This window comes from Bradyrhizobium sp. WYCCWR15520 (assembly GCF_056174665.1).
Genome location: NZ_JBWBWM010000004.1, coordinates 1 through 24,551, shown reverse-complemented (window position 1 = coordinate 24,551; position 24,551 = coordinate 1). Strand labels below are relative to the sequence as shown.

General features: G+C 62.4%; 16 protein-coding genes. 11 read left to right on the top strand and 5 right to left on the bottom strand.

Translation table 11 applies throughout. The features are described from left to right. Window positions 1-24: 24 nt before the first annotated feature. Window positions 25-840, bottom strand: a complete 816-nt coding sequence (locus AC0QUY_RS05345) for an MBL fold metallo-hydrolase (protein ID WP_161851588.1) — start codon at window positions 838-840, stop codon at window positions 25-27. 148 nt (window positions 841-988) lie between these two features. Here AC0QUY_RS05345 and AC0QUY_RS05340 point away from each other — a divergent pair, with 148 nt between their 5' ends. After that, window positions 989-1,927 (top strand): alpha/beta fold hydrolase, encoded by a 939-nt coding sequence (locus AC0QUY_RS05340; protein WP_246738534.1) that lies wholly within the window; start codon window positions 989-991, stop codon window positions 1,925-1,927. A 315-nt stretch (window positions 1,928-2,242) separates the two neighbouring features. Further along, window positions 2,243-3,214, top strand: a complete 972-nt coding sequence (locus tag AC0QUY_RS05335) for a Bug family tripartite tricarboxylate transporter substrate binding protein (RefSeq protein ID WP_161851589.1) — start codon at window positions 2,243-2,245, stop codon at window positions 3,212-3,214. Window positions 3,215-3,217: 3 nt separating this feature from the next. On the opposite strand, the gene AC0QUY_RS05330 is transcribed toward AC0QUY_RS05335, so the two are convergent. Both AC0QUY_RS05330 and AC0QUY_RS05325 read right to left on the bottom strand, forming a co-directional pair. After that, complete coding sequence (locus AC0QUY_RS05330) at window positions 3,218-4,741, bottom strand: permease (RefSeq protein WP_475386057.1); 1,524 nt, start codon at window positions 4,739-4,741, stop codon at window positions 3,218-3,220. Continuing rightward, window positions 4,738-5,490: an ABC transporter ATP-binding protein gene (locus tag AC0QUY_RS05325; protein ID WP_161851597.1), complete on the bottom strand. Its 753-nt coding sequence runs from the start codon at window positions 5,488-5,490 to the stop codon at window positions 4,738-4,740. Before AC0QUY_RS05325 ends, AC0QUY_RS05330 begins: the two co-directional genes overlap by 4 nt. 285 nt (window positions 5,491-5,775) lie before the next feature. On the opposite strand from AC0QUY_RS05325, the gene AC0QUY_RS05320 reads away from it, so the two are divergent. The 7 genes from AC0QUY_RS05320 to AC0QUY_RS05290 all read left to right on the top strand — a co-directional run bounded on the left by AC0QUY_RS05320 (window position 5,776) and on the right by AC0QUY_RS05290 (window position 13,178). Further along, window positions 5,776-6,651, top strand: a complete 876-nt coding sequence (locus AC0QUY_RS05320) for a branched-chain amino acid ABC transporter permease (protein WP_161851598.1) — start codon at window positions 5,776-5,778, stop codon at window positions 6,649-6,651. Further along, window positions 6,651-7,802, top strand: a complete 1,152-nt coding sequence (locus AC0QUY_RS05315) for a branched-chain amino acid ABC transporter permease (protein ID WP_161851599.1) — start codon at window positions 6,651-6,653, stop codon at window positions 7,800-7,802. Before AC0QUY_RS05320 ends, AC0QUY_RS05315 begins: the two co-directional genes overlap by 1 nt. Next, complete coding sequence (locus tag AC0QUY_RS05310) at window positions 7,799-8,557, top strand: ABC transporter ATP-binding protein (RefSeq protein WP_161851600.1); 759 nt, start codon at window positions 7,799-7,801, stop codon at window positions 8,555-8,557. Before AC0QUY_RS05315 ends, AC0QUY_RS05310 begins: the two co-directional genes overlap by 4 nt. A gap of 10 nt (window positions 8,558-8,567) precedes the next feature. After that, window positions 8,568-9,347, top strand: coding sequence for an ABC transporter ATP-binding protein (locus tag AC0QUY_RS05305; protein ID WP_475386056.1), 780 nt, complete (start codon window positions 8,568-8,570; stop codon window positions 9,345-9,347). 120 nt (window positions 9,348-9,467) lie between these two features. Next, a complete protein-coding gene (locus AC0QUY_RS05300) occupies window positions 9,468-11,306 on the top strand; it encodes an AMP-dependent synthetase/ligase (RefSeq protein WP_475386055.1) in 1,839 nt (612 codons plus the stop codon). Between the two features lie 95 nt (window positions 11,307-11,401). Continuing rightward, a complete protein-coding gene (locus AC0QUY_RS05295) occupies window positions 11,402-12,601 on the top strand; it encodes an ABC transporter substrate-binding protein (protein ID WP_475386054.1) in 1,200 nt (399 codons plus the stop codon). A gap of 247 nt (window positions 12,602-12,848) precedes the next feature. Then, a complete protein-coding gene (locus tag AC0QUY_RS05290; RefSeq protein WP_161851604.1) occupies window positions 12,849-13,178 on the top strand; it encodes a hypothetical protein in 330 nt (109 codons plus the stop codon). 126 nt (window positions 13,179-13,304) lie between these two features. Here the strand turns inward: AC0QUY_RS05290 and AC0QUY_RS05285 are convergent, their stop codons facing one another. Together AC0QUY_RS05285 and AC0QUY_RS05280 are read right to left on the bottom strand one after the other, a co-directional pair. Further along, window positions 13,305-15,485, bottom strand: coding sequence for a PQQ-dependent dehydrogenase, methanol/ethanol family (locus AC0QUY_RS05285; RefSeq protein WP_161851605.1), 2,181 nt, complete (start codon window positions 15,483-15,485; stop codon window positions 13,305-13,307). Between the two features lie 235 nt (window positions 15,486-15,720). Next, complete coding sequence (locus AC0QUY_RS05280) at window positions 15,721-16,524, bottom strand: transglutaminase-like cysteine peptidase (RefSeq protein ID WP_475386053.1); 804 nt, start codon at window positions 16,522-16,524, stop codon at window positions 15,721-15,723. A 608-nt stretch (window positions 16,525-17,132) separates the two neighbouring features. Between AC0QUY_RS05280 and AC0QUY_RS05275 the strand changes: the two genes are divergently transcribed. After that, window positions 17,133-21,998 carry a VCBS domain-containing protein gene (locus AC0QUY_RS05275; RefSeq protein ID WP_475386052.1) on the top strand — a complete coding sequence of 1,622 codons (4,866 nt, stop codon included), beginning with the start codon at window positions 17,133-17,135 and terminating at the stop codon, window positions 21,996-21,998. A gap of 91 nt (window positions 21,999-22,089) precedes the next feature. After that, window positions 22,090-24,318: a CHASE2 domain-containing protein gene (locus AC0QUY_RS05270; protein ID WP_475386051.1), complete on the top strand. Its 2,229-nt coding sequence runs from the start codon at window positions 22,090-22,092 to the stop codon at window positions 24,316-24,318. Window positions 24,319-24,551 lie beyond the last annotated feature (233 nt).

The following is a 24,551-nucleotide window of genomic DNA, read 5'->3' as shown; positions in this document are numbered from 1 at the left end:
GTGGCAGGCTTTCGCGCCCGCTTTTTACACCCCTTCGAGAATGATCACCGTCGGCGTGCCCGGCAGCGTCTCGCGCGAAATCTTCAACGTCCGCTCGGTACGCTGCTCGATCGTGAATTGCTGGCCGATCAGGCGCATGAATTCGTCGAGCGGGGTAGCGAAGCGGTGCATCGGCAACACGATCGAGGAGCGCAGGCGCCGGGTGATGTCGGAGACGCCGTCGAGCGACATCGTATATGTGCCGTCAATCGGCACCATCACGATATCGAGCCGGCCGATCGCCGCGAAATGCGTCTCATCCAGCTTGTGGTGCAGATGCCCGAGATGGCCGATGCACAGGCCGGCAACCTCGAAGATGAAGATCGAGTTGCCGTCCTTGAGCATCGCGCCGGAGCCTTCGCCATAATAGCGGCGGATGTCGGTCGGCACGTTTCGGATATAGACGTCGCCGACGCGCGTCGAGACATGCGCCGCCTGTCCGTTCTCGCCCCAGCCATGCAGGACATGCGGGATCTTTGGATCGGGAAATAATGTGTAATGCGTCGAGTGCGCACGGTTCATGGTGACGACATCGGGCAGCCGGCCGGTCCGGTAGGCGCCGTTGAAGTCGGTTCCGATCCGCACGCCGCCGGGCGTGTCGATGTAATAGGTGGAATGCCCGACATAGGTGATCGCGACCTCTTCGGCCTTGGCGGCGGTGCGGCGGAGGCTGACCGGGGTCGCGCGCGGCGGCGCGTTCGCCATCGCCAGGCACTCGCTGCGCAGCGGTTGTTGTTGAGCGGCCGCCGGGACGATCAGCGAACCGAGGAGGGCGAGGGCAACGGCAGAGGATCGCAACATGGCTTGACCCATTCTCGCGGCAAAGGCGCGACACTGTATCGCCGAATTTTGCAGCCGTCATGATGACATTCGCGCACAGCTCTGCGCCGGAATTGCTTCATCGGCAGGCAGCCATGTCATATGGTGAAATTCAACCAGGGAGTTCGCCGTGACCGAAAACGCCCCCGCTGCGCGCGCCCCGTCGTCGAAACGCCTCGAACCGTTGCGGCAGGTCGACGCCGGTCCGCTGAGCATCGCGTATTACGAAGCGGGTCCCGCCGATGGTCCGGCCGTGATGCTGATGCACGGCTTCCCATACGACATTCATTCCTATGTCGACGTCGCGCCGCAATTGGCCGCGCAAGGCTGCCGCGTCATCGTTCCCTATGTGCGCGGCTACGGTCCCACCCGGTTTCGCGACGTGACGACGCCGCGCTCGGGCGAGCAGGCGGCGGTCGGCGCCGACATGATGGCGCTGATGGACGCACTTGGCATCGGCCGCGCGGTGTTCGCGGGTTATGACTGGGGTGGCCGCGCGGCCTGCGTTGGCGCAGCGCTATGGCCGGAACGCTGCGTCGGGCTCGTCAGCGTCAATTCCTATCTGATTCAGGACATCGCCAACGCCATGGCGCCGATGCACCCCGAACGCGAGGTCGCGCTGTGGTATCAGTATTACTTCCAGCTCGAGCGCGGCCGCGCCGGGCTCGCTGCCAACCGGCGCAAGATCGCGAAGATCCTGTGGGCGCAATGGTCGCCGAACTGGGCGTTCGATGATGCCTGCTTCGAGCGCACGGCGATGGCCCACGACAACCCTGACTATGTCGACGTAGTGATCCACAGCTACCGCCATCGCTTCGGTCTGGCCGAGGGCGATCCGCAGTATGCAGAAATCCAGCGCAGGCTGGCTGCGCTGCCTCCGATCACCGTGCCGGCAATGACGCTGGATGGCGCAGACGACGGCGTTGCGCCCGCGACCGATGGCGCCGCTAGCGCGCCGAAATTTTCCGGCCGCCGCGTTCACCGCGTCGTGCCGGGCGCGGGCCACAATCTGCCGCAGGAAGCGCCCGAGGCGTTCGCAGCGGCGGTCATGGAATTGATCAAAACGTAGGCGATATCAGATACTGTCGGAACCGCGCTTCGCCGCGGCTTCGTTCTCATCCTGCACCCGGACGGGGCAGCCTGCGACGACGCGCATCCACGACTGGGTGCCGAAGCAGCTGTGCAAGGCGCGCCAACCGTAAGGACCAACTCGCTCACTTCGGGCGGGTCCCGATCGCCATTAATACAAAAGCGTTCGTCGCCGCGGTGTTCTAGTTGATCAAAGCGTAGGTTGACTTTGCCGCATGGCAAGCCGTGCCGAAAACCGTCATCCTCGCCGCGCAAGTCCTCTTCAGAAGGGCGTTATTTTACGGGGCGGAATTCCATGGTGAAGCAACACGTCTTGTTCGCGTTCCTGATCGCGTCGATCGCTGCCATCGCACCGGCCTCGGCCGACGAATTTCCCAACCGCCCTATCACTTGGGTCGTGCCGTTTGCGCCGGGCGGCATCACCGATACGACGTCGCGCATCGTGGCCGAGGAAATGTCGAAGATGCTCGGCCAATCCGTTGTGATCGACAACCGGGCCGGCGGTGGTGGCGCTGTCGGCACCGAGCAGGTGGCGCGCGCCAAGCCCGACGGCTACACGATGATCTACGGCACGCAGGGCACGATGGCGGCCAACGTCACGTTGCGCAAAAACCTGTCCTACGATCCGCTGACGAGTTTTGTGCCCGTGCATCTGGTCGGCGAGAGCCCCAACCTGTTCGTGGCCTATGCGGACGCACCCTATAATTCGGTGCCGGAGTTCATCGCCTACGCCAAGCAGAATCCGAGCAAGGTGACGTTCTCATCTTCCGGCGTCGGCACCGCGACGCATCTGGTCGCCGAATTGTTCAAGACGGTCACCGGCATCGAGATGCAGCACGTGCCCTACAGGGGCAGCGCGCCGGCACTGAACGACATGATCGCCGGCCGCGTCGACGTCATGTTCGATTATCCGGTCTCGGTCGGCCCGCATGTCGAGGCCGGCAAGCTGAAGATTTTGGCCACGACCGCGCCGGAACGGCTTCGCAACGTTCCGAACGCGCCGACCATGGCTGAACTCGGCCTGAAGGAGATGACGACTCAGAGCTGGTCGTCGATCATGGTGCCCGCAGGCACACCCGCGGCGGTCGTCGATCGGCTGGCGGCGGCCGCGCATGCGGCGCTGACGTCGGAACGCGTGCGCACGCATTTCGAGAAGCTTGGCACTCGCCCGATGACGCTACAGAAGGCCGAGATGATCCCGTTCATCGAAAAGGAGATCGTGCGCTGGCGCGACGTGATCGAGCGGGCAGGGCTGGAGAAGCAGTAAGTTCTAATCCCGCCGCGGACTGATCTTCCACGTCGCCACGAGAATTGCTGACGTCATCGCGCCACTGATCACGGCGGCGATCGGGATCGTGACGGCGAGCGCCGCGGTCGCAGCCCAGCCGATCGAGCAAAAAGCTTCCGCAAATGTCGCCAGCCGCGACGACGTCTGACGACGGCGGAACTGGCTGCGTTTGGCCTGCACGCGAAACCAGAGCTGGATCGCGGCGGCAGAGACGGTCGCAACGATGACGCCGAGTGCAGTGACGACCGCCTGCGTCATTGACGCAAACGCCAGCGCTGCAATCAGCGGTGCGAAGATGACGCCGATTGCGATCAGCACCACTTCGATCTTGGCGCGGATCACGCGCGAGGGCGGCAGCGGTGCGGTCGCGACCAGGTCGGCGGCGTCCTCGCCCGAGATTGTCAGCCAGGCGAGGCCGCCCGCGAGCTGGCCTGCCGCCATCACGATCACCGGCGTGATCAGCACGATTGCGGCCGAGCTTTCGGAAAAGCTTCGCCACAGCATCAGGGCCGGCGGCACCAGATACAACAATTGCATCAGGCTCTGCGAGAGCAGCCATGGGTCGCGCCGCAGCAGCAGGAACTCCTTCGTGCGTAGCGCCTGTTGGCGCGAGCCGCCGCGAAACGCTGTCGCGCGCGGGCCGCGACGGACAGACCGGGTGGTTGCGGCGACACGGACGACGGTATCGGCAAATCGCGGCGAGAAGGTCGCCATCACGGCGCCGAGCAGCAGGAGCCCGCCGGCCATCAGCCACGATAGCACCATGCCGTCGCCGATCGCCGCGCGCGCCGGCCACCACAAGGGACTCTCGAGACCGGGCGCATAGGCTGACACGGCATCGGAGGTCAGCACCGCAAAGCGGGACAATGTGCCGTAGGAAAGGATGGCTGCGACCTGGAGCGCGATGACGAAGCCGGCCCCGATGATGGCTGCCACGATCTGAGCGACCAGACGGGTGCGGCTCGGCCCGATTAGCCTGAACAATAACGCCGTGATTGCGATCGCGACCGCTGCGGCTGAAAGGCCGATAGCGATGACGACGCCGAACGCCGAGAGCCAGCGCGCGCCGCCGCCGATCACGAGAACGTCGACAAAGGGCGTCGACAGCAGTAGCGCCATGCCGATGACCGACAGAGCAATCGCCGCGATCCGTATCGAGAACACGTTGGCAAGGTTCACCGGCGACGACATGATGAGGTCGAGGTCGGCGCGGGCGTAAAACACCCGGGTCACCGATTCGATCGCCTGCGACAGCATCAAGGCCCAGGCGAGAAGGATGGTCGCGGAGATAACGATCAACTCGGGCTTGCCGAGCGGGGCTTGCAGATCGGCGAAGCGTCCGATCACGGCGTAGGCCGGCAAGTGCATGATGGCGGCAAACACGATCAGCGCGATGATGGCGCGCTTTCGTTTTCCGCGGCTGCCGGTCATCATCGCCAGCCATTCGCGCCAGGCCAGCCGGATTTCGTGCCGGGCAAACCAGGTAAGCGCCGCGGCCGAACTCATGCGGCTGCCGCTTCCGCATCGACGAGGGCGATGAACATGTCTTCGAGGCTGGTGTCACCGCGGCCGTTCTGCTGGCGCAACTCCGTGAGCGTGCCTTCGGCGACCAGCCGGCCTGCGGCGATGACGCCGATCCGGTCGGCCATCCGCTCGGCGACTTCGAGAATGTGCGTCGTCATGATCACAGTGCAGCCGGAACGGACGCGCTCCTGCAGCAATCCCTTGACGTGACGTGCCGAGAGCGCATCGAGACCGGTCAGCGGCTCGTCCAGGATGATCAGCCGGGGATCGTGAACCAGCGCCCCGGCCAGCGCCACCTTCTGGCGCATGCCCTTGGAAAATCCCTCGCAGCGCCCGTGCAGATGCGGCTCCAGTCCGAGCGACACCAGAAGCTGGTGTGCAGAGGTTTCGGAAACCGCTGGATCGACACCCCAGAGGCCGGCGACGAATTCCAGATATTCCAGCGGCGTCAGCTTATCGTAGATCATCGGCTCGTCGGAAACCCAGGCCATGATCTGCTTGGCGGCGACGGGATCGGCGAGCGCATCGATGCCCAGTATCGAGACGGAGCCGGCGTCGGGCTTGAGCAGGCCGGCGACCATGCGCAAGGTCGTGGTCTTGCCGGCCCCGTTGGGGCCGAGCAGGGCATAGAACTCGCCGGTGCGAATAGTGAGGTCGAGCGCATCGACCGCCGGACGGTCAAAACGCTTCGTTAACCCTCGCACCTCGAGCGCCGATACATCCGCTTTCATGATTTCAGCGCGATCCAGTTGTTCGTCGCGGACCATGAACCGAAGAACTTTCGGCGCGGTGAATCTGGTGGACCAAATCGCGCCAAACCCCGCAACTTCCCGGGCTGCGGCATTTCTCCGCAATTGTTAACGACACAGCACGCAGCGCTTTGTTGACAGCGCTCAACGCTTTGGGCTCAATGCAGCGGGACATGTGCGGCTGCGTCGTGGAATACCACGCAGCGTGTAGACACAAGATGCGGAAGAGGCGATCGACAGAATCGCCCGGCATCGGGGAGGGAAATGATGCTGGACTTCGTTCAGCAGCTGGTGAGTGGCATCGCGCTCGGCTGCGTTTATGGCCTGATCGCGCTCGGTTTCGTGCTCATTTACAAGGCAACCGAGGTCGTCAATTTCGCCCAGGGCGATTTGATGATGCTGGGCGGATTCTTCGCCTTTACGTTCATCGGCATGCTCGGTCTTAACTACTGGCTTGGTTTCGCCGGTGCAGTGGCAGCCATGGCGCTGTTCGGCATGCTGGCTGAACGCGTGGTGGTGCGTCCGATCCTCGGCTATCCGCAGTTTTCCATCATTATGGCCACCATCGGGCTAGGATACTTCCTGCGCTCCGTGGTCGGCATGATCTGGGGCACCGACGATTTCAAGATCGAGACGCCATTCAGCGATGGCGTGCTGCGAATCGGCTCGCTGGTGCTGGCATACGACAAGCTGTCGGTGATCGCCGCCACCATCATCCTTTGCGCGCTGTTGTATCTATTCTTCAACCGCACCACGCTCGGCACAGCGATGCGTGCCAGCTCGGAGAACATGCTCGCGGCCTACTACATGGGCATTCCGGTCAAGCGCGTGGTCTCGATCGTGTGGGCGATCGCTGCGGCGGTTGCGACCGCCGCTGGCGTGCTGCTGGCGCCGATCACCTTCATTCACTCCAATGTCGGTCTGGTGCTGGGCCTGAAGGCGTTTCCCGCCGCAGTGCTCGGCGGCTTCGGCTCGATTCCCGGCGCCGTGGTCGGCGGCGTGCTGATCGGCGTGATCGAGAGCATGGCCGGCTTTTACCTGCCGCAGGGCTGGAAAGATGTCGCGCCCTACATCGTTCTTCTGGTGGTGCTGCTGCTCAAACCCGAAGGCCTGTTCGGTGTTCATACGCGGAAGAAGGTCTGATGCGATTCCTTTTCAAAACGGACTACGAAGACGACATCAAGCTGTTTCCGCACAGCGGCTACTACGTCTCCTACGGCATCCTGATTGCGTTTCTGCTGATCGCGCCGTTCGTGCTATCGAGCTACCTGGTCAGCCAGTTGGTGTTCGTCTGCATCTACGCCACCGTGGGGGTGGGGCTGATGATCCTCACCGGCTTCACCGGTCAGGCCTCGCTCGGCCACGCCGCCTTTCTGGCGATCGGCGCCTACACGGCGGCGTATCTGCAGCAATATAACGTGCCGTTTCCGGTCTATTTCCTGGCCGGCGGCCTGCTGACCGGCGTGGTCGGGGCGTTGGTCGGATTTCCGGCGCTGCGCCTGACCGGCATCTATCTCGTCATCGCGACGATCTCCTTTGCCTTCATCGTCGAGGAAGTGCTGGCCCGCTGGGAAAGTGTGACTCACGGCAACGAGGGCATGCGGGTCAAGACGCTGAGCCTGTTCGGGCAGGCGGTGCCGCAAAACGGCCCGACCTTCTACTATCTCTGCCTTGCCGTGCTGGTCCTCACCATCGTCGGCACGCTCAATCTCTTGCGCTCGCCGACGGGACGCGCCTTCGTCGCGATCCGCGACAGCGAGACCGCGGCGCGCAGCATGGGCGTCAACGTCTCGCTCTACAAGGTGAAGTCCTTTGCGATCAGCGCTGGTATCACGGGCCTCGCCGGCGTGCTGTTCGCCCACAAGCTCTCCTTCATCTCGCCGGAAATGTTCACGCTGCAGCTCTCGATCGAGTTCATCATCGTGATCCTGATCGGCGGCACCTTCAGCTTGCACGGCGCAGTGCTCGGCGCGATCTTCCTGGTCATGATCGATCCGTTCCTGACCTATTTGAAGGACGACATGCCCGGTATCATCGCAGGTATCGCGGCAACCTTCGGCGCCGATAGCGTGACGGCCACCAAAATTCACGCCAACGCCGCCGCGATTGCCTCGGCCAACGGGCTCAAGGGCGCAATTTACGGCGTGATCATCGTGCTGTTCGTGCTGTTCGAGCCGCTCGGCCTCTACGGCCGCTGGCTGAAGATCAAACTCTTCTTCCAGCTCTTCCCGCTTTACAAGCGCGCCACCTTCAAGCGCCAAAAGATCTACGTGAAATCGGAGCGGAACCGATGAGCTATTTCCGTGCAGAAAACCTGTCCCTGCATTTCGGCGGCCTCAAGGCGGTCGATTCCGTCAGCTTCGCGGTGGAGAAGGGCGAGATCCTCTCGATCATCGGCCCCAACGGCGCCGGCAAGAGTTCGATCTTTAACCTGATCTCGCGGATCTATCCGCCGACTTCGGGCAAGATATTCTTCGAGGATCAGGACATTACCGAGCAGCCGGCCTATGAGATCGCAGGCCTCGGCATTGCGCGTACCTTCCAGAACATCGAATTGTTCGAGAATGCGACCATGCTGAGCAATCTCTTGGTCGGCCGTCACCGTCACTCGAGCACGCAGCTCTGGCAGGAGCTCTTGTTCCTGCCGAGCGTGCGCGCCGGCGAAAAGATGCACCGCCGCCGTGTCGAGCAGGTGATCGAATTTCTCGACCTCGAAGCCTATCGCGATAAGCTGATCTCGGGACTTCCTTACGGCGTCCGCAAGGTGATTGAGCTCGCGCGTGCGCTGTGTTCGGAGCCGAAACTGATCCTGCTGGACGAGCCGTCATCCGGGCTGAATGTCGAGGAGACCGACGACATGTCGTTCTGGATCCGCGACATGAAGACCGAGCTCGGCATCACCGTGCTGATGGTCGAACACGACATGACGCTGGTCAATCGCGTCTCCGACCGCGTGATTGCGCTCAACTACGGCCGCGTGCTCGCGATGGGCTCGCCGTCCGAGGTGCAGCGCCATCCCGACGTCGTCGCCGCCTATCTCGGCGCATGAGGATGATGCCATGAGCGCTTCCGACATCATCCTCAAGCTCAGCAATATCGAGAGCTATTACGGGCCGATCATGGCCATCCGAGGCATCAGCCTCGAGGTGCCGCGTGGCCGCATCGTGACCCTGCTCGGCGCCAACGGCGCCGGCAAGACCACCGTGCTCAAGACCATCTCCGGCATTCTCGATCCGCAGAAGGGCTCGATCGAATTCCTGGGCAAGCCGATTCAGCGCATGGAAGCCGACAAGATCGTGCGGCTGGGCTTAAGTCACGTGCCGGAGGGACGCGAGGTGTTTCCGTTCCTTTCGGTACGCGAAAACCTGATGATGGGGGCCTATCCGCGCAAGGATCGCGAGGGCGTCGTGGAGGATCTGGAGCGCGTCTACGGCTACTTCCCGCGGCTGAAGGAGCGCATTAACCAGCCGGCGGGGCAGCTTTCCGGCGGCGAGCAGCAGATGCTGGCGATCGGCCGGGCGCTGATGAACCGGCCGACCCTGCTACTTTTGGATGAGCCATCGCTCGGCCTGTCGCCGATCCTGGTCAAGGAGATATTTACCATCATCAAGCGCGTCAACGAGGAGCAGGGCATGTCCATCCTCTTGGTCGAGCAGAACGCCAAGGTAGCGCTGGAGACAGCGCATTACGGCTATGTGCTGGAAATCGGCCGGGTCGTGATGAACGACACCTGCGAGCGGCTGATGAATTCAAAGGACATCCAGGAATTCTATCTCGGCGCCAAGGAAGAGGGTGCCCGCGGCGAACGGCGCTGGAAAAAGAAGAAGACCTGGCGTTAACCGTCGCAGTCAAAAGCATGGCGTTCAGAACGAGTTAGAGCTAGATTCAGGCCTGCTTCAAGAAAGCAAGACCGGTTGCCAGACCGGCACCTGAGGCAGGCGACAGAGGGAGGAAGACGCATGGCCAGACCGGCAGTGCTGACGGTCGCCGATACGATCGCGAAGAGTTTTCTGAAGTCCGTGGAAACCCGCGGCGACCGGCCGGCGATCCGCGAAAAGAAGTTCGGCATCTGGCAGCCGACCAGTTGGCGCGAGTGGCTGCAGATATCCAAGGACATCGCCTTCGGTCTGCATGCGTCAGGCTTCCGCCCCGGCGACGTCGCCTCGATCATCGCCAACGCAGTGCCGGAATGGGTCTTTGCCGACATGGGCATCCTGTGCGCCGGCGGCGTCTCTTCCGGAATCTATCCGACCGATTCGTCAGTGCAGGTCGAATATCTCATCAACGATTCCTCGACGAAAGTGATCTTCGCCGAGGACGAGGAGCAACTCGACAAGATCCTGTCGTGCCGTTCGCGGTGTCCGACGCTGCAGAAGATTGTCGTGTTCGACATGGAAGGCCTGAGCGGCTTTACCGACCCGATGGTGCTGTCGCTGGCCGAGTTCATGGCGCTCGGGCGCAACCACGAGCAGGACAACGAGGCGCTGTGGAACGAGATGATCGGAAGCCGCTCAGCGTCCGATCTCGCCATCCTCGTCTACACCTCCGGCACCACGGGTCCACCCAAGGGCGCCATGCATTCCAATCGCAGCGTGACGCATCAAATGCGCCATGCCAACGATCTGTTTCCATCCACCGATAACGAAGAACGGCTGGTGTTCCTGCCGCTCTGCCATGTGGCGGAACGGATCGGCGGCTATTACATCTCGCTGGCGCTGGGATCGGTGATGAATTTCGCCGAAAGCCCCGAAACCGTTCCGGACAATCTGCGCGAGGTGCAGCCGACCGCCTTCCTCGCGGTGCCGCGGGTCTGGGAGAAGTTCTATTCCGGAATCACGATCGCGCTGAAGGACGCGACCAATTTCCAGAAATGGATGTACCGCAACGCGCTCGCCATCGGTAATCGCGTGACCGAGTACAAGTTGCAGGGCGATATCCCGCCGCTACCGTTGCGGCTCGCCAACCGCGCCGCCTATTATCTCGTGTTCCGTAACATCCGCCGCATGCTCGGGCTCGACCGTTGCCGGCTGGCCTTTACCGGCGCGGCGCCGATCGCGCCGGATTTGATCCGCTGGTATCTCGCGCTCGGCATCGATATGCGCGAGGTCTACGGCCAGACCGAAAATTGCGGTGTGGCCACCGTGATGCCGCCCGATCGCATCAAGCTCGGTTCGGTCGGCAAGGCCGCGCCATGGGGGGAGGTGGCGATTTCACCGCAGGGCGAAATCCTGATCCGCGGCGATTTCCTGTTCATGGGTTATCTGAACCAGCCGGAAAAGACCGCCGAGACCATCGACGCCAAGGGATGGCTGCATACTGGCGATGTCGGCTCGATCGACAATGAAGGCTTCGTCAGGATCACCGACCGGATGAAGGACATCATCATCACGTCGGGCGGCAAGAACATCACGCCGTCGGAAATCGAGAACCAGTTGAAGTTCTCGCCCTACGTCTCGGACGCCGTGGTGATCGGCGACAAGCGGCCGTATCTGACGTGCCTGATCATGATCGACCAGGAGAATGTCGAAAAATACGCCCAAGACCACGACATTCCCTTCACCAACTACGCCAGCCTGTGTCGCGCGCCCGAGATCCAGGATTTGATTCAGCGCGAGATCGAGGCCGTCAACGTCAACTTCGCGCGCGTCGAAACCATCAAGAAGTTCTACCTGATCGAGCGCCAGCTCACGCCTGAGGACGAGGAGCTGACGCCGACCATGAAGCTGAAGCGAAGTTTTGTGAACAAGCGCTATGCGGCCGAAATCAACGCCATGTATGGCGAGCGGGCGGTGGCGTAAGGAAAACGGAAGTTCGAAGCGAGCATTGAGTAAGCGGCGAAGGACAACAAGGCCCTACCCTTCGCTCAACACGGGCCAACAAGGAGGATATTGCAATGTCGAAATCGTTTAGGGCGTTGGGCCTTGCGGTAAGCGCCCTTGCGCTGACCCAATTGCCGGCGGCAGCCCAGACCAAGGTTACCGATCAAGGCATCTCGGCCAGCGAGATTGTCGTCGGTACCCATCAGGATCTGTCCGGCCCGATCAAGGTCTGGGGCGTTCCGGTTTCCAACGGCATGAAAATGGCAGCCGAGGAAATCAATGCCGCCGGCGGCATCCATGGCCGCAAGATCAAACTGATCATCGAGGATAGCGGCTACGATCCGAAGCGCGCCGTGCTGGCGTCGCAGAAGATGGTCGAGCGCGACAAGGTCTTCGCCATGGTCGGCCCGATGGGTTCACCCACCGTGCTCGCATCGCAGGACATCCTGTTCGATGCCGGCGTGCTGCAGCTATTCCCGCTGACGGCTGCCGAATTCACCTTCAAGTTCGATCCGGCGAAGCCGCAGGAGCGGCTGAAGTTCAACAATTTGCTGCCCTATGTCGAGAGCACGCGCGCGGCGGTCAAGTACATGATCGAGGGTAAGAACTTCAAGAAGCCCTGCATCCTGTATCAGGACGACGAGTACGGAAAGAACGTGCTTGACGGCTTCACGCAGCAGGTCAAGGCGATGAAGCTGGAGCCGGCCTCGGTCACCAGCTACAAGCGCGGCGCTTCCGACTTCAGCGCGCAGGTCGCCAAGATGAAGTCCGACGGCTGCGATATGGTCGTGCTCGGTACGGTGATCCGCGAAACCATCGGCGCGATGGGCGAAGCCAAGAAGCTCGGCTGGGACGTCACCTTCCTCGGCGCCACACCGACCAACGTGCTGGAAGTTCCGGCGCTCGGCAAGGAGGCGGTCGAAGGCCTCTATGCAGCCTCGGGCTTCGAAATTCCGTACGAGGACACGGCAAAGGGCAAGGTCAAGGACTGGCTCGCCAACTACAAGAAGATGTTCGGCTCGGACGCCAATACGCAGGCGATCATCGGCTACAACGCCATGATGACCTTTGCGTTCTACGCCGAGAAGGCAGGAAAGGACCTGACCGGCCAGAAGATGATGAACGCGCTGGAGTCAGGCGAGCAGTTCCGCGACATCTTCAACTCGCCGCCGACCAAATTCTCCAAGACCGACCATCTTGCCAACACCATCACCCAGGTCCAGCAGATCAAGAATGGCCGCTGGGTGCTGGTCAAGGAAGGCCTGATGTTCTGAGGGAGCGGCTAGCTCCCAACGGTAAAAGCTAACGACATAGGGGCTGCGCGAGACGATCGCGCAGCCCTTCCTTTTTGCCGATGAAGCGTGGCGCGCTACACTCGCTATTGCGCTCTGCAGTTCTGCTCGCGCTGAAATCCGAATTCGAGGGAAGGGCGGTTTGATGAGCCGGAACACTGATGTCTGTGACAGGATCCGGCGCAAGCGCCAGTCAGGGCATACGAGGTGCGACGTTATTGAGGGCAGGGTGACCGTGGCGGATGCCGCGCGTGCCTTCGGGCTGGCCGATGACGACACAATCTACCGAACCATCGGAGGCATGGAGGCACAAAGAATCGCGACCCGTGTTCTCTCTGTTAACCTGGCTTACGGTTCGACGATCATGAGTATCCCGGATGCTGCCGATCTCTGGCGGCAGTTCGTGGCGCTATTCGATGGACAAAACGTCGAATTCTTCACAAATGCCGCAGCCATTCCCGACTCTTGGGCACCCGCTACCGCGGCCACGTTCGACATGGGCGTTCTTGTCATTGGAGCAACCAAGGTCGGCTGCCTCTGGGTAGAAGACGAGGACTGAGCGAGCGGATCGGCATCGCTTTACGCGCTCACGTCCGAACGACAAAGGGCTGCGCAATCGTCTCGCGCAGCCCTTCTGCTTCCATTTGCTCCAGGTTCGCGCTGGCGCGCGCCCGGGTTGACTACGTCACTTCGGCCTGATCGAGTCCGCCGTGCCCTGGATGAAGGCCTGCAGTTTCGGGATATCCTCTTCCTTCAGCTTGCCGGTGAAGTCGGGCATGCCGCGGTCGCGGAATGGGCCCTTGAACACGATGTCCTTCAGGTTGGTGATGGTTTCCGGGGCGACATAGCCGAGGTTCCGGATGTTGCCGCCGTTGTCGACGCCGGGCACGCTGTGGCAGGCAGCGCAGGCGGCGACGTAGATGGCGGTGCCTTCAGGGATATCCTTCGGGTCATACTTCACCCCCTTCAACAGGCCTTCGGTCTGGTACTTCGTGAAGGCGGGCAGCGGCGTCTTGCCGCCGAGCGCAAAGGTGTAGACCGTGCCGGGGCTACTCAACTCGGTGACCCGGATCCACTGGCCGATCACACCGCCCCAACCGACCGCGATCGACACATACTGCTGGTCGTCGATCATGTAGGTCGAAGCCGCCGCGACCACGCCGGTGCCGGTCGGGCTTTCCCAGAGTTTCTCGCCCGTCGTGGCATTGTAGGCGACGAAACGACCGTCGGCGGTGCCCTGGAATACGAGGTTGCCCGCGGTGGTGAGCGTGCCGCCATTCCACGGCGCCACGTGCTCGACGCGCCAGGCTTCCTTCTGCTTGACGGGATCCCAGGCCAGAAGACGCCCAAATGCCGGGTTTTTCGGTGGCGTGGCATTCAGAAGGAAGCCGACATTCCAACCCGTCGCGCTGGCGAACTTGCCGGGCTCAACGGCATTGTGCTTGAAGGCCTTTTCCGGCGTCAGGTTGGTGGGCACGCCTTGTGCTGGAATATAGGCAAGACCGGTCTGCGGATTGAATGACATCGGATGCCAGTTGTGGGCGCCGGCCGGGCCAGGAATGCTGTCATAGGCATCGTCGCTGCGCGCCTCCTTTATCTCGATCGGCCGGCCGTTGGCGTCGTAGCCGGTGGCCCAGTTCACATCGACGAAGTTCTTCGCCGAGATGAACTTGCCGTTGGTGCGGTCGATGACGAAGAAGAAGCCGTTCTTCGGCGCGTGGAGAATCACCTTGCGCGGCGCGCCGTCGATGTTGATGTCGGCCAGGATCATCGGCTGGGTCGCGGTGTAGTCCCAGTGATCGCCGGGTGTTTCCTGGTAGTGCCAGGCATATTTTCCGGTGTCTGCATTCAGCGCAACGATCGACGACAGATAGAGATTGTCGCCGCCGGCGGGACTGCGGATCTTCTGATTCCAGGGCGCGCCATTGCCGGTGCCGATATAGACGAGGTTCAGGTCGGGATCGAAGGTGATGGTGTCCCAGGCCGTGCCACCGCCGCCGTTGATCCAGTATTTGCCGGCGGGATCCCAGGTCTTGGCTGCGGCCGCCATCGATTCGTCCTCGAATGGCTTGGATGGATCGCCAGGCACGGTGAACCAGCGCCACGCCTGATTGCCGGTCTCGGCGTCATAGGCGGTGACATAGCCGCGCACGCCGAATTCGGCGCCGCCATTGCCAATCACCACCTTACCGTTGAACACACGTGGCGCGCCGGTGATGGTGTAGGAATGCTCCTTGCTGACAATGGTATCTTTTTCCCAGACCACCTTGCCTGTGGCAGCATCGAGCGCGAACAGCCGGCCGTCATAGGCGCCGAAATAAACCTTGCCTTTCCAGAGCGCGACACCCCGGTTGACCACGTCGCAGCAGCCTCGATAGCCCTTCTCGCGGTCGACCTTGGGATCGAAGGTCCAGATCCGTTTGCCGGTCCGGGCATCGATGGCGTGCACCACGCTCCATGACGCGGTCTGATACATGATGCCGTCGACCACGACGGGCGTTGCCTCGACGCCGCGGGAGGATTCGAGCGGATAGCTCCATACCAGTCCGAGCTGCTTCACGTTGTCGGCGTTGATCTTGTTGAGCTTGGAAAAGCGCGTCTCGGCATAGTCGAGGCCGATGGTCGGCCAGTCGTTCGAGGTCGCGGTGTTGGCCTTGATCGAGGCGCCGTCGACCGCCGAGGTGACGGCCTTGATGTGCTCGGGCGATCCCTTGGCGGGGCTCTGCGCAAGGGCGGCGCTGCAGGATAGCGTCAGGCCGAGAGAGATGGCGATCGCGGCCTGCGCCAGGCGCGGCGGTCGACGGGAAATAGCGGCAATTTCAGGAAGCAGACGGCAAGCGGAATCAACACGCGGCGAACGTATCATTTCATTCCCTCCCAATGATCTCTAGCGGATCTGGCGGAATGCTATGCCGGTGAGAAGGATCGCGTCAATCAAGCCGGGGCGCGAAATCAAAAAGAGAAAATTTGTCTCGTCATGTTTTCACCAAGCGAGCGCACGCTGGCATACAGGCTGCAGCGCACCATCTGCTAGAAACAAGGAAGATCAGGCAAGGAAAGCAGATCGTTGTCAGCCGTCGCCGCGCAACAATTGCGCGCCGTCATTCAGCCGGCGCATTCGTGTGATCGGTCCATGAGCCGGCCAGAGCGCTCACGACGAGTGGCGCCGCAGGGGTGCTGCCCGAGGCGCCGGCGAGCAGGGGAGCATCGGCATATCGCATCACGCCGTGCTGGCCGATCACGAATGTCGGCCGGAAGTTTCTGACATCGGCGTCCTCGACCATCGCCATGCGGCGGTTATCGAGCATCAGCCAGCGCCCATCCAGCCGCGCGGCAGCCACCGCGTGATCCTCGCCGCGGATGGTATCGCGCAGTACCACGATCCTGAGATCGTCGGACGCAAGCCCGGCGCGGCGCAAGGCCACGAATTTCGCAATCGCATAATCCTCGCAGTCGCCTTCACCGCGGGCGAGCGTTGCGAGCGGCGGCGTCCAGACGTCGATCCGGCCGTGCTGGGCGAGATCGCTCGCCGGCCGGATGGCGAGATTGAGGGCGCGGTTGATTTCGCCGAGCCGGGCGCGGCCTTCGCGCAAGCGCGCGGCGTCGACGATGTCGAGGAAAGTCAGCGCGGCCGGAGAGGCGCAGCCGTCACGGTCGCCTTCGCAAAGCGCAAGCTGCACCATTTCGTCGTCGAGCCGGTGCTGAACGCCGAGCCATTTGTCGCGTAGGCCACCACCGGAAAGGGAAGATGCCGCAAGCCCGAACGGCTCGGCCGATCGTTGCACCAATTCTGCCGGCGCTGAAGGCGCCAGTGTCTCGGCCCGCAGGTCGCTTGGCGCGAGAAAGGCCAGGCCGCACGCAACGATGCCTGCGCGCCAGACGCGCGCATAGATTGACAACCCCATCTGACGCCCCTTGTCCGGGCATCGGCGGGCTTGTTCTGCCTGCGCGTGACCGGATCATTTTGTGCGGGAGACAGGATGGCGGGGCGGGCTTTTGATCCGCTTAAGAGCGGGAAAGGGGCAGCCGTGAAGTGCGAAATAGCATGAACGTTGTATTGCTGGGGACGGTGCAATTTTTACGATTACTAGGGGCTCGCGGGTCATCGCATTAACCCTTTCGGCCCTGTTTGGCCGTGCGGTGCCGGATGCCGCGAAGGGAAATGCCGGTCGAGATCCGTGGCCCGACGAACCGGCGAAGTGATTCGCTGTCGGGCGCCCACAGCCTTGCTCGGGAAATGACATCAGGTGCGGTGCGGGAATAAGCCATTTAGACTGCTTATCTTTATGTCTTGGGCAGGCCGTGCCCATTTTTCAATCGGACCGAGGCAGATTCGGCCTTTTCTTCGCCACACTGTCGCCGTCCACTTTTTGCGGACCTTTTCGGTCCTGTTGCAGACTTACCCCATATAGAGGGTGTTCTCTGCTGGCCTGCTTTTGTGTTCCTTACCTGCGTGGTATGAAAACCCCGCAGGGAAATTTCATACTTCTTAACTATTTAGATCGGTGACCCATTGAACTACGCCGGCAAATTCGGATCGGGCGATCTCGGCCCTTTTTCCGGCGCGGATATTGGCCTTGGGGCATCGCCGTCACCGCACGGCCACTTTTCATCTTCCGGCAAGGTCCAGGTCGACAAAGTTTCGACACATGCGCCGTCGGACGCCATCATCATTTCTGATGCTCATCTGCTCTTCAGCGGCGACTTCAAACGGTCGGGCGTTGACCTGATCCTCTCAAGCGGCGACCGCGAGCTGGTGCTGCCCGATTATTTCAAGGGCGAGAAGCGCGCCGCGCTCGCATCGCCCGATGGCGCCCACCTGACCGGCGACATCGTCAACGCCCTGGCCGGGCACACCCAGTTCGCGCAGGCCGACGGCAGCGCCAGCGTCGCGCCGCAAATGATCGGCCATGTGACGAAGCTCGTCGGCAATGCGACCGCGATCCGCAACGGCGTGTCGATCATCCTGAACCAGGGCGATACCGTTCACAAAGGCGACGTCGTCCAGTCCGGCTCCGACTCGACGCTCGGCATCACCTTCATCGACGGCACCGTGTTCGGCCTCGCTTCGAACGCCAGGATGGTGCTGAACGAAATGGTCTACGACCCCAACGGGTCGGACAACAAATCGCTGCTCAGCCTGGTGCAGGGCACGATCTCGTTCGTCGCCGGCGCCACCGCCAAGAAAGGCGACATGAAGGTCGACACGCCGGTCGCGACCATGGGCATCCGCGGCACCGCGGTGCTGGTCGAGATCGACTTCGAGGTGCCCGGGTCGGGCGTCGCGCCGCCGGCGAAATTCCAGGTGCTGGTCGAGCCCGACGGCACCACCGGTTCGTACATCCTGTTCGACAAGACCACGCTGACGCCGATTGCGACCGTCAACCGGGCCGGCACGCAGACGATCATCAATGGTCAGGGCGGCGTCAGCTTCCAATCGTCGGTACAGCTATCGCCCGACGCGCAGAAGATCATCAGCGACGTGTTCTCGCTGAAGTTCACCGACCTGAACAACCCGAACACCAAGCTCACCACCAATTTTACCGACTCGATCATTCCGGAAACGCTGCTCCTCAAGCTCGCGAGCAACAGCACCGTTCCAGTCACGTTGCAGTTCATCAACGTTCCCGAGAGAATTGTGGCCGAGCGGGATCCGGCGCCGGTCGAGAAGCCCCCGCGCATTGCTGGCCCGCCGCTGGCGGCAGCGTTTGGCGGCGAGATGACGGAGCTGGCCGATGTCACCGGCAATGCCTCCATCAATACGACGTCCGGCGTGGTAAACTACGCCGATATCAACCCCGACGACAGGCCGAGCGTCAGCACGCAGTTTTCCTCATTCACCTATCAGAACGCGCAAGGCGTCGATGTAAGCGCCACGCTGACCGCGCAGCAACTCGCGGCGATCCAGGCTGTCAAGGTTCCGCTGGTCGTGACGCAGGACCCAAACGGCAAGAACTACGGCACGGCGACCTGGACTTACAACGTCGCAGACGGCGCTTTCGACTTTCTCGCCGCTGGCGAGACGCTTAAGCTGACCTACCTGGCACGCGTAGACACCAACTACGCGCCCGCCAACGAGACGACGTTCGTGCCGTTCACGATCGTCGTCACCGGCACCAACGACAAGCCGACGATCTCCGCGACCGGCGGCGAGATCACGGAGCGGATCGGCACCGGCAACACCACGATCGATGTCGTATCCGGCACCGTCACCTTCGGCGACGTCGACCTGACCGACCGTCCCGTCGTCAGCGTGGAAATCTCCACGACCGATCCGTTCCGCTATTACGACGCGGAGGGCAACGACGTCACGGCGACGCTGACGCCGGAGCAGTTGGCGGCGATCCAGGCCGTCGAGGTGCCGCTCAGCGTGGTGCAGGGGGGCGGAAACACCAACAACGGCTCGGCGAGCTGGACCTACAGCATCGAGGACAGCAAGTTCGACTTCCTCGCCAAGGGCGAGACGCTGGTGCTCAACTATGTCGCCAAAGTCGATGACGGCCATGGCGGCGTCATCACCACGTCGATCACGGTTTCCATCGACGGCGCGGACGTTGCCGTCTCCGGTACCAACGACCTTCCGACCATCGAGGTGACGAGCGCTGCGTTCCCCGAGCTGTCGAATCCCGGCCAACCGAATCCGACCGGGTCAACGGTGCTTCATAGCGTATCGGGCACCATCAGCTTCACCGACGTCGACTTGACCGACCGCCCGGTGGCGAGCGCGCAGTTCACGTCTTTCTCCTATGCGAATGCCGCCCACATCGACATCACCACGTCGCTCACCGCAGCCCAACTCGACGCGATCGCGAACGTGGATGTGCCGCTGACGGTGGCGCAGGCGAGCGGCAATGCCAACAACGGTTCGGCAAGCTGGAGTTACAGCGTTGCCGACGGGGCGTTCGACTTCCTCGCCGATGGCGAAATCCTTAACCTGACCTACACTGCAACCGTCGATGACAGGCATGGCGGCGGCGCGGTGACCAAGCCGTTTACCGTCACCGTCACCGGCAGCAACGATACGGCCGAGATCACCAGCGATCCGCAGGTCGCGACGATCGCGGAAAAGGCCGACACCCACAATTCGACGACGCCGGATACTGCCAGCGGCGCGATCACGTTCACCGATACCGATCTGACCGATACGCATGCGGTCACGATCACCGGCGTCGGCGCCTCCGGCGTCATGACCGGCCTCGCCAACGGTACGGTTCAGCTAAGCTGGCTGTCGCTGGGGGCGCTCGCCGATTCCACGGATGGCGTGCAGGGCTCGAAAACCTGGTCGTTCTCGGCGCCGGATCATTATTTCGACTATCTCGCCGACGGCGAGGCGGTCACGCTGACCTACACGGTGCAGGTCGATGACCATCATGGCGGCGTCGCGTGGCAGGATGTCGTCGTTACCATCAACGGCAGTAACGACGCACCCGAAATCGCTGGTATCGCGCAGCAGGGCCTCACCGAGCCGACCGGCAGCGCGGCGCTGACGACGACGATCCCGGTTACCTTCACCGACCTCGACCTGTCGGATGTCGGCCACACCGCAACCATCACCGACGCGGTGGCGACCGGCACGACGTCAGGTCTTGCGCTCGACGAGACGGCGCTGATTGCGCTGGTGACGCCGGGCGTGGTGACCAAGGCTGCGGGCTCCTCGGCCGGCTCGGTCGGCCTGTCGTTCTCAGCCGCCTCGACGGCGTTCGATTATCTGGCGAAGGACGAAGTCCTGACGCTGACCTACACGGTTGCGATCGACGACGGCGAGGGCGGGACCACGAAGACCTTTGTCGTCACCGTCACCGGCACTGACGACGCGCCGGTGATTGCCAATATCGCGCAAAAGGATTTGACCGAGCCGACCGATACGTCGGCGTTGACAGCGACGATTCCGGTGACATTCTCCGACGTCGATCTCAGCGATATCGGTCACACCGCCGCAATCACGAGCGTGATGACATCAGGCAAGACCGCGGGTCTTGCGCTCGACAATGCGGCGCTGATCGCCCTGGTCGAGCCCGGCACGGTGACCAAGGCTGCGGGTTCCTCGGCCGGCTCGGTCGACCTGTCGTTCTCGGCGGCCTCGACCGCGTTCAATTACCTCGCCGCCGGCGAGCAGCTGACGCTCACGTACACCGTCGCGATCGACGATGGCGACGGCGGAACCGCGTCCAAGGCTTTCACGATCACCATCACCGGCACCAACGACGCTCCGGTATTCCCCGGCACCGATCTCGCGCCGACCTATCAGGCGGGCGACGCGGCGGTCGCTCTGGCCGGCAGTGTCTCGGCCAGCGACGTCGACAGCAGCAATTACGCCGGCGGATCGTTCACCGCGGCCGTGACGGATGGCGGACACCAGGGCGACACACTCACCATCGCGAACGGCGACCTCATTTCGGTCAACGGCACCAATATCCTGTACGACGCCGACGGGGCGGCCGGCCCCGCCCACGCCCAGGTTGTCGGAACGCTTTCGGATTATGATACCAACAGCCTGACCGTTACGTTGAACGGCAGCGCCAGCGATGCGGCCGTCGCTGCACTGGCGCAGGCGATCAAATTCTCGAATTCCACGCCCGATCCAGTCGCCGGCGAGCGCACCGTGACCTTCACGCTCCAGGACGGCGGCGGCACCGCCAATGGCGGACAGGATTCGGCTTATTTCACCGCGAAGGTCGAAGTCGAGGCCGCCGCCAATCAGGCCCCGGACCTGAGCGCCGAAAGCATCAGGGTTGAGGAGAACGGAGACGCCGCAGTCGTCACCACCTTCTTTGACATCAAGCTCTCCGATGACGACTCGAACGTGACGATCCGGGCGAGCGCCTTGCATGGCGAGCTTTCATCGGTGGATGATGACAACGGCGGCGTTTTGGAGATCGATGGCACTGTTTCGGCGATCAATGCCAAGTTTGCTGGCGGCATCATTTACGCGCCGACGGACAACAGCGAGAGCGACATTGTTACAGTGACCGCCACGGACGGCCACAGCGACACCCTGAACTTCGTGTTCCAGCAATACGGATTGGAGGGTGCCACTCTGGCTGGGACGGGCGAGAAGGACGTCATTTTTGCAACTGGAGGCGACGACACGCTGAGCGGCGGTGCGAAAGCCGACCAGTTCGTCTTTGCGCCGGAATACAGCCCGAGCGCGGATATAATTACGGACTTTGCGGTCAGTGAGGATCATATTGATCTGCGCGCGTTCTCCGAGGTGGATTCGTCCAGTATCGAGACGTGGCTCGGTACCCATGCGACGCCGAGCCCGACAGATGACCGGGACACACTGATCACGCTCGACACCCACGACACGATCATCCTTAAGGGTGTCACCGCCGGCAGCCTGCATGCGAGCGACTTCATCGTCTCGCCGCATCACTAATATGGCCCTTCGCTATTCACGCCAGCATCCTTGATGCCGGTGCCATCTTCTGGCTTGTCTGGCGCCGCCAGTTGGCGAACAATCGAAAGCCATGAAGCGACTACGGGCCTTACCGAGGTGGTTCAAGCGGCGCATCGGCTATGCAAGGCTGCTGTGCCTTTTGCTGCTGATCGGGTTCGCCGCGCTGCGCGTCGCCGATCCGGCGCCGGTCGAGGAAATTCGTGTCAGGACCTTTGACGCCTTCCAGCGCATCGATCCGCGCAAGAAAACGGCGCGGCCGGTCACCATCGTCGATATCGACGACAAGAGCCTCGAGAAGCTCGGGCAGTGGCCATGGCCGCGGACGCGGATCGCAGCGCTCGTCACCGAGCTGACCGGGCTGGGCGCCGTGGTGATCGCCTTCGACGCCGTGTTTTCGGAGCCCGACCGACTCAATCCCGCCTTCGCAGCCGATGCGATCCCGCAACTCGACGAGGAGACCCGCGCCAAGCTGCGTTCATTACCGAGCAACGACCAGATATTCGCCGATGCGATCCGCAAGTCGCGCGTCGTGCTCGGCGAGTCCGGCCTGCCGGAGGAAATCACGGCCCTCGACAAGACGCTGCCGGTCACCGGGCTCGCGATGCTGGGCGAGGAGCCGCAACGCTTCATGTTCGAGTTTCCCGGCCTTCTGCGCAACGTCCCGGTGCTGGAGCATGCCGCCGCCGGGCGCGGCCTGTTCACCATCAAGCCGGAGCGCGACGGTATCGTGCGGCGGGTGCCGATGATCATGCAGGCTCAGGGCCAGACGATGCCCTCGCTGACCTTCGAGATGCTCCGCGTCGCCACCGGCTCCGGCACCATCCTGATCAAGGCCGAGAAGGCCGGCATCAAGAGCCTCGGCATCAGGGGCGTCCAAATACCGACCGATCATAACGGCCAGCTCTGGGTTCACTATGCCCGCAACGACGCCTCGATCTACGTTCCTGCCGTCAACGTGCTGGAAAAGAACGTCGCGCCCGACATGATTGCGGGCAAGCTGGTGCTGATCGGCACGTCGGCGGTCGGCCTCAACGACATCAAGACCACGCCGGTTTCGCGCGCCATGCCCGGGGTTGAGATCCATGCCCAGGTGCTGGAGAGCGCGCTGACAGGCGCGGTGATCTCGCAGCCGATCTACGGCATCGTCCTCGAATTTACGGCGGCGATGTTGTTCGGGCTGCTGGTGATTGCGTTCGCGCCGCTGTTCGGTCCGATCTCGCTGGTCATCGTCGGCGGTGCGTTTGCAACCGTTCTGGTCGGAACATCAGCGTATTTCTACGCGCAGCACCGCTTGCTGATCGATTTCACCTATCCCCTGATGTCGACTACCGCGATCTATCTTACGCTGATCTTTTCCTCCTTCGTGCGCGAGCAGGCCCAGCGGCGGCAGATACGTTCCGCTTTCGGCCAGTATCTGTCGCCGGCGCTGGTCGAGCAGCTCGCGCAGTCGCCGGAAAAGCTCGTGCTCGGCGGCGAGGAGCGCGAGATGACCATCATGTTCTCCGACATGCGCGGCTTCACCTCGATCTCGGAGACCTACAAGAACGATCCACAGGGCCTCACCGCGCTGATGAATCGTTTCCTCACGCCGCTGACCAACGCGATTCTCGACCGCAAGGGCACCATCGACAAATACATGGGCGATGCCATCATGGCGTTCTGGAACGCGCCGCTGGACGACAAGCATCACGAGCTCAACGCCTGCGAGGCGGCGCTCGACATGCTGGAGCGCGTCGACGAACTCAACGAGGCGCGCGAGCAGGAGGCCAAGGAAGAGGGGCGTCCGTTCATTCCGCTCAATGCCGGCATCGGGCTTAATACCGGCATCTGCGTGGTCGGCAATATGGGCTCCGACCAGCGCTTCGACTATTCGGTGTTCGGCGACAGCGTCAATCTGGCCTCGCGCCTCGAGGGGCAATCGAAGGAATACGGCTTTCCGATCATCGTCGGCTCCAGGACCGCGCTGGCGGTCAAGGACAAGTTCGCCATCCTCGAACTCGACTTCATCATGGTGAAGGGCAAGAAGGAGCCGGAGGTGATTTACGCCATCGCCGGCCGCGAGGACACCGCGCAGTCCGGCCGCTTCCAGCGCCTGCGCAACCTGACCATCGAGATGCTCGCCTGCTACCGCACCCGCGATTGGGACGGCGCGCTGGCCGCGATCGAGCGCGGCCGCAAGACCGACGAGGCAAATTCGCTGGAGCTGCTCTACAATTTGTACGAAGCCCGAATTCGCAACTATCTCAAAAACCCGCCGCCGGAAGACTGGAACGGCGCCTTCGCGCTGCTGACGAAGTGATGCGCTAACGCGTCATGCGCGGGCTTGACCCGCGCATCCATCGATCTTCAGATGAATCTTTCGAAGTGGCTGGATTGCCGGGTCAAGCCCGGCAATCCAGCAAATCGTAGATTCCATGGGGCGGTGAGCGTGCCCTCTCCGGTAGGTTTGGGTTTCCACACTCGAACCATCGGAGAGTCAGATGCAAGCATCGACCGTAGACACGCCCACCGCCGCACAGTTTGGCACGATTT